At 71.7% G+C, this 13,380-nt stretch carries 9 protein-coding genes; 4 read left to right on the plus strand and 5 right to left on the minus strand.

Annotated features, from left to right (window positions below; genetic code table 11):
- Window positions 1-15 precede the first annotated feature (15 nt).
- The 3 genes from AB0B89_RS29875 to AB0B89_RS29885 all read right to left on the minus strand — a co-directional run bounded on the left by AB0B89_RS29875 (window position 16) and on the right by AB0B89_RS29885 (window position 2,086).
- Window positions 16-1,200, minus strand: a complete 1,185-nt coding sequence (locus AB0B89_RS29875) for a PH domain-containing protein (RefSeq protein WP_358559475.1) — start codon at window positions 1,198-1,200, stop codon at window positions 16-18.
- Window positions 1,197-1,694, minus strand: coding sequence for a PH domain-containing protein (locus tag AB0B89_RS29880; protein WP_358559477.1), 498 nt, complete (start codon window positions 1,692-1,694; stop codon window positions 1,197-1,199). The genes AB0B89_RS29875 and AB0B89_RS29880 overlap by 4 nt, the downstream gene beginning before the upstream one ends.
- Window positions 1,695-1,774: 80 nt before the next feature.
- Window positions 1,775-2,086: a glycoside hydrolase family 3 C-terminal domain-containing protein gene (locus tag AB0B89_RS29885; RefSeq protein ID WP_358559478.1), complete on the minus strand. Its 312-nt coding sequence runs from the start codon at window positions 2,084-2,086 to the stop codon at window positions 1,775-1,777.
- A 249-nt stretch (window positions 2,087-2,335) separates the two neighbouring features.
- On the opposite strand from AB0B89_RS29885, the gene AB0B89_RS29890 reads away from it, so the two are divergent.
- The 3 genes from AB0B89_RS29890 (at window position 2,336) to AB0B89_RS29900 (ending at window position 8,560) form a co-directional block, all read left to right on the plus strand.
- Window positions 2,336-2,686: a hypothetical protein gene (locus tag AB0B89_RS29890; RefSeq protein WP_358559479.1), complete on the plus strand. Its 351-nt coding sequence runs from the start codon at window positions 2,336-2,338 to the stop codon at window positions 2,684-2,686.
- On the plus strand, window positions 2,683-3,990 hold the full coding sequence (locus tag AB0B89_RS29895; RefSeq protein ID WP_358559480.1) for a hypothetical protein: 1,308 nt from the start codon (window positions 2,683-2,685) through the stop codon (window positions 3,988-3,990). The genes AB0B89_RS29890 and AB0B89_RS29895 overlap by 4 nt, the downstream gene beginning before the upstream one ends.
- 160 nt (window positions 3,991-4,150) lie before the next feature.
- Entirely contained in the window at window positions 4,151-8,560 is a 4,410-nt protein-coding gene (locus AB0B89_RS29900; protein ID WP_358559481.1) for an HAD-IC family P-type ATPase, read from the plus strand.
- Here the strand turns inward: AB0B89_RS29900 and AB0B89_RS29905 are convergent.
- Window positions 8,542-9,105 (minus strand): NlpC/P60 family protein, encoded by a 564-nt coding sequence (locus tag AB0B89_RS29905; RefSeq protein WP_358559482.1) that lies wholly within the window; start codon window positions 9,103-9,105, stop codon window positions 8,542-8,544. The two genes, AB0B89_RS29900 and AB0B89_RS29905, sit on opposite strands and share 19 nt — an antisense overlap.
- A 190-nt stretch (window positions 9,106-9,295) precedes the next feature.
- Between AB0B89_RS29905 and AB0B89_RS29910 the strand changes: the two genes are divergently transcribed.
- Window positions 9,296-10,732 carry a hypothetical protein gene (locus AB0B89_RS29910; protein ID WP_358559483.1) on the plus strand — a complete coding sequence of 479 codons (1,437 nt, stop codon included), beginning with the start codon at window positions 9,296-9,298 and terminating at the stop codon, window positions 10,730-10,732.
- 135 nt (window positions 10,733-10,867) lie between these two features.
- Here the strand turns inward: AB0B89_RS29910 and AB0B89_RS29915 are convergent, their stop codons facing one another.
- On the minus strand, window positions 10,868-13,243 hold the full coding sequence (locus AB0B89_RS29915; protein ID WP_358559484.1) for a glycoside hydrolase family 9 protein: 2,376 nt from the start codon (window positions 13,241-13,243) through the stop codon (window positions 10,868-10,870).
- Window positions 13,244-13,380: the final 137 nt, after the last annotated feature.

The raw sequence follows: 13,380 nt of genomic DNA on the forward strand, positions 1-13,380 counted from the left end.
CTCGGGGGCTCCGGGCTATCGCAGGAGGTGGAGGTCCTCTCCCCAGGCGTCCAGCTCCGCGCCGCGCTGGGCGCCGCGCCCGACCCGCAGGCCGGTGGCCACGGCGATGACCCGCGCCCCGCTCGCCGCGCGCAGCAGCAACGGCTCGCTGAGCTCGACCCCGCGAAGGCGGCGCTCCTCCAGCGTGGTGGCCCGCGTCGTGATGAGACCACGGGTCACGTGCAGGGTGCCGCCGGCCGTACGGGTGAGCCGGAACCGCCAGAACGCGAGCACGTACCCGAGCGTGGAGGCGACGGCGACGAACACCGCCAGCATCGCCACCGAGCCCGCGACCTGCAGCCAGAGCGCTCCCCGGCCGAACCAGTCGGCCACCTGCCGTACCGGCCCTATCGAGAGGAGGTCGACGTTGCCCTCGGACGCGATGCGCGAGACGAAACCGGCCAGCACGCCGACCGCGACGAGTCCCGACAGGGTGAACGGGCCGAAACGGATCCACGCCGGTCGCAGCACGGCCAGCTCGGTCTCGGCGGCGGGTGAGGAACCGCGGGCGTCCGTTCCCCGATCGCGGGCGTCCGCTCCGGGACCACGGGAGTCCGTACCGGGGGCGGCGGCTCCACCGGCGGCGACCGGTGTGAGGGGCCGGCCCGAGGCGAAGGCGCCCGAGGGGGCGGGGCGGCGGTGCAGCAGCTCGTCGCGCAGCCGTTCGACCTCGGTCGCGTGGAGCGCGTCGAGCTTGAGCGTGCCGCCGCCCTTCCTGTCGGAACGGCCGGTGCCGATCTCGACCCTGGCCAGCCCGAGGAGGCGGTGAAGCACGTGGGAGGTGACGTCGACGGTCCTGATCCGATCGCGCGGCGCGGTCAGCACCTTCCTGCGCAGCAGGCCCTTCCTCACCTGGACGTACTGCGGCATGACGCGGTACGTCGTCGTGAACCAGCGCAGCGTGCCGAGGACGAGCATGACGCCGAGGGCGGCGAGGCTCCACAGGTGCCCCTTGCCGTCCTGGGTGGAACCGGCCACCAGCAGGCCGATCAGGGCGGGCGCGCTCCGCACCAGCTCCTGGAAGGGATGGATCACCAGCATGCGCCTGCTGAGCCGCCGCCACGCGGCCGGATCGCCACCCGCCTGCGGTACGCCACCCGCCTGCGGTACGACGGCGGCCTGACCCGTGCCGGAGTCGACCTCGGGGCCCGTACCGGTCACGTCGCGTCTCCGGTCGTCGCCTGGATGTCGGCGGTCAGCTCGTCCACCAGGCGCTGCGCCGTGCCGTGGTCGAGGCCGTGGACGCGCAGCGGCCCCGCGGCCGACGCGGTGGTGACCGTGACGTTGGCCAGCCCGAAGAGCTGCTCCAACGGCCCGCGTTCGCTGTCCACGGTCTGGATGCGCGAGATCGGCGCGATGCGCCACTCCTGCTGGAGCCATCCCGACTGGGTGTAGACGGCGTCGGCCGTGGTCTCCCAGCGGTGGACCCGGTACCGCCACCACGGCATCACGGTCACGTGGACCAGGCCGAGCACGACGGTGACGGCGAGGACGGTGAGGTGGACGGCGCGGTCGCCACCGTCGGAGAGGGCCCACAGGATCTGCGCGGCGATCAGTGCGAGCCACCCCAGGGCGGCTCGCACTCCCCAGAACCAGATCGCGGTGCGGCTGACACGATGCCGCGGCGGCCGGAGGGAGAGGTCAGCGTTTTCCACCTCTCCACTCTGTCAGCACCGCCGCGGATCGGCGCAGTGTTGATCTTCCATAGTTGACCAGGACAAATGTCATTAACCCGCTACACCGTCGAGCAGGGGGTGGGGGTGGGGGTCACGGTCGGCGTGGGCGTGGGGGTCGGCGTCGGACTGGGGGTGGACGTCGAGTACGTCAGCCCGTAGCCGTAGTCGTACAGCGCCGGCTTGCCGTCCCCCGCGTTGATCGGCTGCTGGGCGAACTCGCGCATCCAGGTCATCGGCAGCTTTCCGGTCGGCGCGTAGTCGCCGAACAGCACGTCCGCGACGCCGCCGCCCTCGGTGCCGGGCAGCCAGGCGGCCACCAGCGCGTTCCACCCGCCGACCTGCGAGGCGATGTCCATCGGCCGTCCGGACACCAGCACGACGTTTCACACTCGCCCGCGCGCCTGGGCCAGCGCTGACCAGAGACCCGCGGCAGGCACCCCAGCCGACGGCCGACTCCGTCCCAGGACCGATCGCATCGTAAGTCCAGGCTGAGGCGAAGGGGGCGAGCGGACCTCTCGAAGCCGCCCTACACGCGGAAAGTCCCCCGCCCTAATGACTCCATGCGTGCCCCCAAGCGCCGTCGCCCCCTCCGGAGGAGTCTGCTGTCGCCACCAGAAGACGTGTCTCTGGAGACGCTCGCCGAGCGTGTTTCCTATGTCGGCAGTGGCGAGCACAAGTCGTACCCTTCGTTCGCGGGGCAGCCGAAGTTACGGGCGGACGCCAGCAAATGTGATCCCAAGTTCACCGATCCGGCGGAGATCACCGGTTGGTTGCGAGAGACGATCGCGTGCGGCAACGTCGGCGCGCCTTGGGAGGGGGAGTTCCCTCGCTACGCATGGCACCGCCTGGATAATGTGATTTACGAGGCGAGGCTGGTCAATCGGGAGCTCGGTCAGTACAAGGGATATCCGCTCGATCAAGATGAGTGGCCGGAGAAGCTCAACGAGATCAGTGAGGGCGGTGACCGATGACGACGGTTCCGGAGTTGAAGATCCGGTGGGAGTGGGAGACGGCGTCCTCGGTGCGCGCTCCCGAGCATCGCGCGACGTGGGCGCGCATAGAGATCAGTGTCGGTTCCGACCATGTCACCCTTGTCGAAGACCGGGAATCCGGCAGTTCGCGTCGCTCGATCTACTGCCCCCTTTATCCGATCGCCGAGTGGGTGGCGTACAACTGGTGGTTCCTGCGGGCGGATGCCCGGCCTGCGCGCACCCTCCGCCTGCACACCCCTGGCCGCTATGACACGCGGCAGTTCGGGCGGCACTGCCTTCGGGCGAGCGGCGACGGCTTCCTGTGGCCTGACCTCATGGTCATCCCCGAGGGGGAGCAGACACATCTGATCTGGCACGACGACCGGCGTCCTCCGTCGGACCGGCCGATCAGGTTTCTCGCGAGAGGCGAGGCCTTCGTCGAGCGCGAATCCGTCGAGCAGGAGTTCGCTCGCCTCATCTCAGCCGTCCTGACCCGCCTGGCTGAGAAGGGCATCACCGATACCGCGCTGGAAAAGGAATGGGCGGAGATCCAGCGAACGGAGCCGGAGGAGGCCGAGTTCTGCGTCGCCGCCGCGAGGCTCGGGCTCGACCCCTACGCGGAGGCGGCTCCGTACGAGCGGCTGATCGTGCGGGCCGCCGACGAACTACCAGGAAAGCTCCTCGGGGACTTCTTGGACGCCGTCGAGCCGGCACTCATGAACGATGCTTTGGAATGGATCCGTGCGGCCCGATCAGACATCCGTGAGGGCAAGCAGGCGACGGCCGCCAACGACCTGCGGCTCCGGTTGCGGCCTCCGCGTGTGTCGCCTGGTGACCGGTCGTGGGAGAAAGGCTGGAGCCAGGCCCAGGCCGTACGGCAAGCGCTGGGACTCTCGGGCAGGGAGGTGTTCGGGCTCGCCCCTTACATCTCCACCATTGACCGGCCCGCCGCTGACCGCGGGTTGCAGGCGGTCGGAGGAGCAGCCGAGGGATCCGGCCCGCTGGTCGTCATGCGACCGGGCCCTCCGGTTGGTTCGCAGCGGTTCACCCTTTCCCGGGCGCTCTGGCACTATCTGTGGGAACCGGAGCCGATCTTCCTCGTCACCACCGCCTACACCGACCGACAGAAGGTCGAGCGGGCATTCGCGGCCGAACTGCTCGCCCCGGCCGCGGGCATCAGTGAGCTTCTCGGCGACGCTCCCGAGGCGGCGGTGCAGGACGATCTGGAGGTGGTCGCCGAACACTTCCAGGTCTCACCCATGGTGATCAAGCACCAGTTGGATAACCAGTTGCTCGCCGTGTAGGACCTGCCCCGTCTCGTTCGCCTAGGCCGCGCGCTGAGCTGGGTTTATGTGGTGCTGGATGGAGGAACAGTGTCGAGGACGGCATTTCGGCCATTGGGGCACCGCGTCTGAGGGTGCCTCGGTGGGAGGCCCCCCGCTTCCTGCGTTGAGGGGTGATGGGGTGCGCCTGCTGGAGGGCCGGATGTTCCTGACCCGGGCGCTGGGGTCGTCCGTCTCGTTGCTGCGGGACGTGCTGCCCGATCCCCTCCGGGACCTCCTTCCGTGCCCTCGCAGGATCGTCACCTGCCCCAGAGGGCTGCGGATCGACCTGCACGCCATCGGCGCCCCGGGCACAGGGGACGCGGCGTGGGGGCTGGAGGAGCGGCTGGGCGCGCTGCCCGGCGTCGAACGGGCAGAGGTCAACGGCCGTCTCGGTTGGGTCTTCGTGCGGTGCGACCCCGGCGCGGTCGACCAGGACGAGCTACTGGCGATCGTCACGGAGCTGGAATCGCAGGAGGAGAGGGCGCACCAGTCGCCGGTCCGCCTGGTCGAGGAGCACATGCGCGCGACGATCCGGCTCGCCGCGGGCGTCACCGCGCTCGGGCTGGTGGCGGCAGGGAGACTGGCGAGGATACGGGGGCTCCATCCGGTCGTGCCCGCCGTGTCGCACCTGGTGAACTCCACCCCGTTCCTGCGTGAGCGACTCGACCTCGTTCTCGGCCGAGGGCCCGCCAACGCCCTGTTCACCACGGTCAACCTCGTCTCCCAGACGCTCACGCTGCGACCGCTCGGACTGGTCGCGCAGGCGTCGGTGTCGCTGTGCCGGTATGTGGAGGCGACGACCGAGCGGCGTGCCTGGGAACAGCTGGAGGAGCGGCTGGCGGACAGGCCCGGCGGCTACCGTCACATCAGGGCGGCCGCCCGGTCACGCCGGGAGCACCTGCCGCACGGACCCGTCGAGCGGTACGCGGGAGTGGCAGGACCGGTGGCCGTCGCCGCCTACGGGGTGGCGCGGATCGCCTCTCCGGGCACCGGGCGCGCGCTGTCGATCCTCGTCTCGGCCACGCCGAGGGCCGGTTACATGACCCGGGAGGCGTACGCGGGGGCGGTCGGCCGCGCGCTGTGCGCGCGTGACACGATCGTCCTGGACGCCGGTGTGCTGCGCGCGATGGACCGGATGGACACGGTGATCCTCGACGCGGACTCCCTCACCACCGGCTCCTGGAGCATCGACCGGGTCGAGCCGCTCGGGGAAGGCGTGAAGACCGGCGAGCTGTACGCCCGGCTGTACTCCCTCGTCGACTTCGCGGACCCCGGAGGGAACCGGTCCAGCGACGGCTGGTCCACCGCACCGCTCGCCGACCTCGCCAGCCTGCCCCCCGCGCACGCGGCCGTATGGCGGGAGCGGGGCCTGCGCGCCATCGAGGTGCGCAGGAACGGCACGCCGATCGCCGTCGTCGGCCTGGCGCGGGAGATCGATCCGCTGGCCGTGGCCATCGTCGCGGCGGCGAAGGCCGCAGGCACGGTGATGCTGGCGGGGGACGAAGGACTCGCCCAGCGGCTCGCGATCGGACAGGTGCTCCCCGGCGGCGCCGAACTGGCCGAGCGGGTGCGCGACCTCCAGACGCGGGGCCATGGCGTGGTCGTGGTGTCACGAGGCGCGCGGCAGGCGCTGGCCCAGGCGGACATCGGCGTCGGTGTGGCGGACATGGCCGAGGCGGACGTCCCGTGGGACGCGGACGTCGCCGGCGAGCCTTCCGGCGTCCACCTGTTCCTGAACTGCCTGCCACGGGCGGTGGGCGCCAGCCGGAACGGCGTACGGCTCGGCGCCATGGCGGCGGTCGTCGGCGGCCTGCTCGCGATGGCCGGGCCCGAGGCGACGGCGCTTCGCCGCGCGCACTACGTCAACGCCTTCGTGTCCCTGGCCGCCGTCAGCCTGGGCGAGTGGGCGGGCCGCGCCGCCGCTCGGGTGCCGACCCCGCTGCGCGCCGACGCCACCCCCTGGCACGCGATGTCGGTCAAGGAGGTGCTGTCGCGGCTCGGCTCGTCGTCGGAGGGGATCCCCGACGCCGACGCCGTACGGCGCAGGCACGAGGCGGGGACCACCGAGGCCGAGGGGCCGCAGTCGCTCGCGCAGACGACGGTGGAGGAGCTGGCGAACCCGCTCACTCCCGCGCTCGCCGCCGGCGCCGGGATCTCGGCCCTGGTGGGCTCGGCGCTCGACGCGGTGATGATCAGCGGGGTGATGGTCATCAACGCCTTCCTCGGGGGCGTGCAGCGGTTCAGGGCCGACCGGGCGCTGCACCGCCTGACCGAGGCCACCGAGGTCCACGTACGGCTGCGTCGTCCTGGCGGCGTCGAGGCCGCGACCCGGGAGGATCTGGCCCCCGGCGACGTGGTGGAACTCCGGGCGGGCGACGCCGTGCCCGCTGACGCGCGCGTCATCAAGGCGGTCGGCCTGGAGGTGGACGAGTCGACGCTCACCGGAGAGTCGCAGCTCGTCACCAAGACGGCGGCGCCGACCGTCGCCGCGGCCGTCGCCGACCGTACCTCCATGGTCTACCAGGGCACCACGGTCGCCGCGGGCAGCGGGCGGGCGGTGATCGTGGCGACGGGCGACCTGACCGAGGCGGGTCGCAGCGCCAGGCTCGCCGGGGAGCCGAGCCCGCCGACCGGAGTGGAGCTGCGGCTCCGCGAGCTGAGCCGGCGGATCCTGCCGCTCTCGATCGGCGCGGGAGCCGTCCTGCTGCTCACCGACCTGCTCCGGGGACGGCCGCTGGCCTCGGCCCTCGCGCCCGCCGTCAGCCTCACCGTGGCCGCCGTGCCCGAGGGGCTTCCGTTCGTCGCCACCGTGGCCGAGCTGGCCGCGGCGCGGCGGCTGTCGAAGCGGGCCGCGCTCGTACGGAACCCCTCCACCATCGAGGCCCTCGGGCGCGTCAACGTGCTCTGCTTCGACAAGACGGGGACGCTGACCGAAGGGCACATCAGCCTGCGGTACGTGTCGGACGGGCGTGCGGGCCGGCCCGTGGAGGAGGCCACGGAACAGCTCAGGCGGATCCTCGCCGCGGCCGTCCGGGCGAGCCCGCTGTCCGGCGGGGGGCGCGTGATCGCCCATCCCACCGACCGCGCGGTCCTCGACGGGGCCCAGCGGCTGGGCGTCACCCCTGCGGAAGGGTCGCGGACCTGGGAACGCGTCGACGAGATGCCCTTCGAGCCGGGGCGGGGCTACCACGCGGTTCTCGGCCGTACGGAGCGGGGGCACCTGCTGAGCGTCAAGGGCGCCCCCGAGATCGTGCTCACGCACTGCGACAAGGCGCTCAGGGGGTCCAAGGTCGTCCCTCTCACCAAGGCCGGGCGGCGGGAGCTGGAGCGCGAGGTCGACAGGCTGGCGCACCAGGGCTACCGGGTGCTCGCCGTCGCCGAGCGGCCCGCCTCCGACCGGGGCGACCTCGACGAGTCCCGTATCGACGACCTGTGCTTCCTGGGCTTCCTCGGCCTGGCCGACCCGGTGCGGCCGACGGCCAGGGAGAGCGTCAGCCGGCTCGTCCGCGCCGGGGTACGGATCGTGATGGTGACCGGAGACCACCCCAGCACCGCCGAGGCCATCGCGGCGGAGCTGGAGGTCCTGAACGGCGGGCGCGTCATGACCGGCCCCGAGCTGGACGGGCTCGACGACGACACGCTGACCAAGGTCCTGCCTGAGGTGGCCGTCTTCGCCCGCACCACCCCGGCGCACAAGGCCCGGATCGTCACCTGCCTTCGCCGGGCCGGGGAGGTCGTGGCCGTCACGGGCGATGGCGCCAACGACGCGCCCGCGATCCGCATGGCGGACGTGGGGATCGCGCTCGGCTCCCGCGCCACCCCCGCCGCCCGCGCCGCCGCCGACCTCGTGGTGACCGACGACCGCATCGAGACGATCGTGGACGCGATCGTCGAGGGCAGGGCCATGTGGAGCTCGGTCCGCGACTCGCTGAGCATCCTTCTCGGCGGCAACGTCGGGGAGATCGTCTTCACGGTGGGGTCCGGCCTCCTCGCGGGCGGGAGCGCGCTGAACGCCCGCCAGCTCCTGCTGGTGAACCTGCTCACCGACATGGTGCCCGCCCTGGCGGTCGCCGTACGGCCGCCCGCGTCGACCGACCCGGAGAAGCTGCTCGCCGAGGGCCCGGAGGCCTCGCTCGGCGCGTCGCTGACCCGGGACATCTACCTGCGCGCGGTCGTCACGGCGAGCGCCGCCACCGCGGCCTGGCTCGCTGGCCGGCTGACCGGCACCCGGGGACGTGCGGACACGATCGGGCTGGTCGCGCTCGTGTCCGCGCAGCTCTTCCAGACCGTGGCGGGAGGCGGGCGTGACAAGGTGGTCGTGCTCGCCTCGCTGGCGTCGCTCGCCGTGCTGTGGCTGGTGGTCACCCTGCCGGGCGTCAGCGGGTTCTTCGGCAGCCGGCCCCTCGGACCGGTGGGCTGGACCATCGCCCTCGGCAACGCCGCCGCCGCGACGCTGCTCGGCGCGGCCTACCAGCGGATGAGGGAGTCGGCGGCCCGCGCCCCGGCGGAGAGGCCGGCGACCACGGAGGGTCAGCCGTCGTATCTGTAGTAGCCGACGAGGTCGGGGAGCAGGGTCACCCGGTCGGTGCGGACGGTGGTGCCGGTGCGGAGGGCGTTGATCATCTTCCCGCCGCCGATGTAGATGCCGACGTGGTGGGTCTTCACCGTCCGCTTGCGGATCTTGCCGTAGAAGACCAGGTCGCCTGGCCGGGCCTTCACGGCCGGGATCCTGCGCAGGAGGCGGACGTGGTCGTCGGTGGTGCCGTTGCCCAGTACGTCCTTCTGGTAGGCGAGCTGGTACACCCATCGGGCCAGTCCCGAGCAGTCCAGGCCGCGGGTGGTGGCGGCCGGGCACGGCTTCACCGAACCCTTGTAACCCTGGCAGGTGCCGAGCGAGGGGCCGGGCCGCGCCGCGTGCCCGCCGCCCCAGACGTACGGGATCTCCCCGCCGGGCCACCGCGACTGCTCCTGGCCGCGCTGGATGGCCCAGGCGATCTCCAGCACCCGGTTGGGCTCACCGTGGAGCAGGGGCGCCGATCCCGCCGCGCACGCGAGAACGCCCGCCACGACGGCCAGCCGGACAGCCCGTGTCATGGGAACCCCCGTTCCGCTCGGTATGCGACTCAACCATTCTGTTTGACTATCGGCGGATGTGAGCGCTTTTGCCCAGCGATCACGCGTCTGCTGCCGGGAGCTGGAGGCTGGGAAAATCCTGAGATAGGACGCCCATAAGGTGCATATCGGTACCCTCGGAGGCCACGCAGCCGAGTAGGGGAGAGTGCCGGTGATCAGATCCGTCGTGCGGAAGCACCTGTTCTTCGGCCTCGCGCTCGTCGCGGCGGCGCTCGTACGGCTGTGCGCGATGCTCGGCTACCGGCGGGCGATCTGGTTCGACGGCGACTCCTACTCCTACGTCTCCGGAGCGCTGGAGCTGTGGCCGAGCCGGTCGCGCAGCTCGGGATACTCGCTGTTCCTCTGGGCGCTGGAGCCGTTCCACAGCACCACGCTGGTCGTCGCCCTCCAGCACCTGCTCGGGCTGCTGTCCGCCGTCGTGGTCTACGCGCTCCTGCGCAGGTACGGCCTGCCCGGCTGGGGCGCTACCCTGCTCGCGGCGCCCCTGCTCCTCGACGCGTACCAGATCCAGCTCGAACACATGATCATGGCGGACGTGCTGTTCGCGGCGCTCCTGGTGATGGCCGCCGCGATCCTGCTGTGGCGCCCGGTGCTCACGGTCCCCTGGGGCGTCGCCGCCGGGGCGCTCCTCGGGTGCGCGGCGGTCATGCGCACGGTCGGGGTCCCGTTGCTGGTCGTGGTGGTGGTCTGCCTGCTCCTGCGCCGGGCCGGGTGGCGGGGCGTGGTCGCGGCGGCGCTCGCCATGGTCGTCCCCCTCGGCGCCTACGCCACCTGGTACCGCGCGGAGCAGGGCAGCTTCGGGCTGAGCAGCGCCGACGGCACGTACCTGTGGGCGCGGACGATGACCTTCGCCGACTGCTCCGAGATCAGGCCGCCGGCGGCCGTGAGGTGGCTGTGCCCGACGGTCCCGGTGGACGAGCGGATCGCCGCCTCGCGCTACATCTGGACGCCCGGCTCGCCGGTACGGCGGATGCCGATGTTCACCGACGAGGCCAACACCCTCACCCGCCGGTTCGCGCTCCACGCCATCGAGGCACAGCCGCTGGACTACGCGGTGACCGTCTTCCGGGACGCCGTCAAGGCCTTCTCCTGGACGCGGCTGCCGCACCCCTCCGCGAACCTCGTGAAGTCCTACGAGTTCGCCGGCACCCAGACCACCCTGCCCACCTACGAGGTGAAGGACGACCTCACCGCCGCCGAGGCCGCGCGCGACTACGAGGACGGGCCGGCGCAGACCCGGGTCGTGCAGCCGTTCGCGGGCGCGATGGTGGCCTACCAGCGGTGGATCCACGTGCCGGGACCGCTGCTGGGCGTCCTGCTGGCCGTGGGGCTGGCGGGCGTCGTCCTCCAGGCGCGGCGGCGGCGGGCCGACGCGCTCCTCGCCCTGGCGAGCGGGCTCGCGCTGCTGGTCCTTCCGGCGATGACCGCCGACTTCGACCACCGTTACGTGCTCATGGTCCTGCCCTTCGCCGTGCTCGCGACCGGCCTGGCCTTCTCCCGCACGCGGGAGGAAGGCACGCTCCCCCCGGGGTCCGGTGCCGGGGAGAGCGTGGCCGATCGCCGGGCCGAGGTGCGGCCCGGCCGTTGAGGATGGTGGTCGGGAGCGGGTCTGGCCGTTGGTGCCGCTTTTCGGTGGTGGGGACTGCCCGGCCGGGCCTTCCTGAGGCCCGGCCGGGCCGTGGTCTCGCGCTCCCAGGGCAAATCGAGACCACGGTCGAGGGGGCTAGGCGGGCGTGCAGGTCACGGAGGCCGGGACTCCGTTGGCGCCGCTCAGGCTCGCGATGAAGCCGAACGACGTGGACCCGCCGGCCGCCAGGCCGCCGTTCCAGTTGAGGTTCCTCACCGACACGGCCGCTCCGGTCTGCGTGTGGGTGGCACCCCAGATCTGTGTGATCGTCTGGCCGCTGGGGAACGTCCACGCCACGGTCCAGGCGGTGATCGCCGTGCTGCCGCTGTTCCGCACCGCCACGTCGGCCTGGAAGCCGCCCTGCCACGTACTGGTGACCTTGTACGTCGCCGCGCACGCGGTGCCCGCCGTCGGGGTCGGCGTCGGCGTCGGGGTCGGCGTGGGCGTGGGCGTCGGGGTCGGGGTCGGGGTGGGAGTCGGTGTGGGCGAGGGCGTCGGTGTGGGGGTGGGCGTGGGCGTGGGGGTGGGCGTCGGGCTGGGGGTGGGCTGCGCGCCCGGCGGGTCGCCCCAGATCTTGGTGCCGCCCGAGTACAGCGGGATGTTCTGCACGGTGACCGGGGTCGAGCCCGGAGTGGTGGCCACGCCGGTGTACGACCAGTCGTTGGACGGATCCCAGGACCCCGACGAGCTGGCGATGCGGAACTGCGCCTCGCGCCGCGACTCCGACTGGCCGGCGGGCGCGATGGCCGTGCCGGAACAGTCGATCGTGACGTAGTACACCTTGCCCGACACCAGGGTCGGCCCGGTCGGCGGCTTGCACTGGGTGTAGGCCGAGGACAGCGTGATCTGGCTCGGTGTGGTGTCGCCGTCCAGCGTGAAGTAGTACCGGAAGGCGCCGTCAGTCAGCGTGCGGGCGGGCCACGCCGAGTGGTTCACGACCAGCGCCTTGATCTCGGTGTAGGTCGTGCCGGTCGAGTTGACCGAGGCCTGGAGGTAGATCTCCGGTCCGTCGGGCTTCTCGGCGACGGGGAAGTTCGTGAGCGGGGCGCCGCCGTACTCCTTGTAGAGCCGGGCGAGCGCGCCGGTGAAGGCCGCGTTGTAGTCGGTCGCGACCTCGTTCATCACGTAGTCGCTGCGGCTGTCGGTGTAGGCGTCGTTGGCGGTCGTCGGCCCGCCGACCAGCGCGCCGTACAGGATGTGCCTGCTGTCGGCCGGCTCGTTGAGGTTGTTGGACCAGGAGCCGTGCGCCGTGCGGTGGTGCGGGTTCCGCGGCGGGTTCGCGCCGAAGCCGATCATGTAGGAAGACTTGCGAGGGTTGTCGCCCAGCGCGTAGTTGATCTGCCTGACCCCGAAGTCGTGATATCTCGCCTTACGGGTGGCGTCGGTCAGCCAGTCGCTGTAGATGAGCGCGGTGAACGCGGTGTTGGCGGCGTAGCGCAGCGAGCCCCACTGGTCGAGTACGGCCTCACCGCCCGGCGAGTAGTTCACCTTGGCGCCGTTCACGCCGACGGTCCACCAGTCGAGCCAGCGGTTGGCGTCGTCCACGTACTTCTGCTTGCCGGTGAGCTTGGCGAGCAGCACGTACGCGCCGTACGACTTGTCGTCCCAGGCGATCGTCCACTTGTAGGAGCGGGTCGTGCTCTGCGGCTCGGTGCCGAGGTTGTCGTAGTACGTCTCGGCCTTGGTCAGGTACGACGCCTCGCCGGTCGCCCGGTAGAGCCAGATCGCGCCCCAGACCAGCTCGTCGTTGTAGCCGCTCCACGACTGGTAGTACCCGGCCGCGTCGGTGATGCAGTCGCTGTACTTCTTCCTGACGGTGTCGGCGAAGGTGTAGAGCTGCCTGGCGTGCGAGACCAGAGTGTCGGCGTAGGCCGCGTTCGTCGGGCGGAAGACCATCGAGGAGGCCGCCATCGCCGCCGCCGTCTCGCCCGCGAGGTCCGATCCGCCGCACGTCGCGTCGATCTTGTACGAGGGGCGGTTCATCGGCATGACCTCGGCCGGGCCCCACCACGCGTGGTCGGTGCCGCCGTTGCCCACCTGGCCGTAGAGCACGTTCGGCGAGGGGTGCGCCTTGATGAGGTAGTCGTTGACCCACTTCAGGTTGTCGAGCAGGTAGGGGAGCTGTCCCGAGCTCTGGTAGGCGTCGCGGTACTCGACGCCGCCCCAGGCGAGCATGGTCGCGCTGGCAGCCATCGGCAGGCCGAACTTGACGTGGTCGCCCGCGTCGTACCAGCCCCCGGTGAGGTCGAGCCCGGCGTCCTTGCCGTCGTTCATCCCCGAGTCGCCCCGCCACGTGACGCGGTTGGCCGCCGGAAGGTCGCCCGAGCGCTGGGCCTCGTAGAAGAACAGCGACTTCTGCAGCGCCTCGCCGTAGTTGAAGGCGGGCGCCGCCGCGGAGGACGTGAGCACGGGGAAGATGGTGGCCGACGCGACGAGGATCGCCAGGCCGGTGAGCGTGCGTCTGAGGGACATCGATCGCCTCTCGAGCTGGGAACGCTGGTGGAGCTGACACCGGAGCGGTCGTGAGATGGGGGCGAGCGGGGTGCGGTGGGGGTCCGCGGGCTTCCTCCCGGTTACGCCAACGGTGAGTTCGTCTTCACCAGGCGCGG

The organism is Sphaerisporangium sp. NPDC049002, assembly GCF_040649355.1.
Lineage (GTDB): Bacteria > Actinomycetota > Actinomycetes > Streptosporangiales > Streptosporangiaceae > Sphaerisporangium.

Excerpts from the sequence above, each read along its gene's own strand:
- AB0B89_RS29915 (WP_358559484.1), bottom strand. The coding sequence starts at position 13,243 with ATGTCCCTCAGACGCACGCTCACCGGCCTGGCGATCCTCGTCGCGTCG.
- AB0B89_RS29895 (WP_358559480.1), top strand. The coding sequence starts at position 2,683 with ATGACGACGGTTCCGGAGTTGAAGATCCGGTGGGAGTGGGAGACGGCG.
- AB0B89_RS29905 (WP_358559482.1), bottom strand. The coding sequence starts at position 9,105 with ATGACACGGGCTGTCCGGCTGGCCGTCGTGGCGGGCGTTCTCGCGTGC.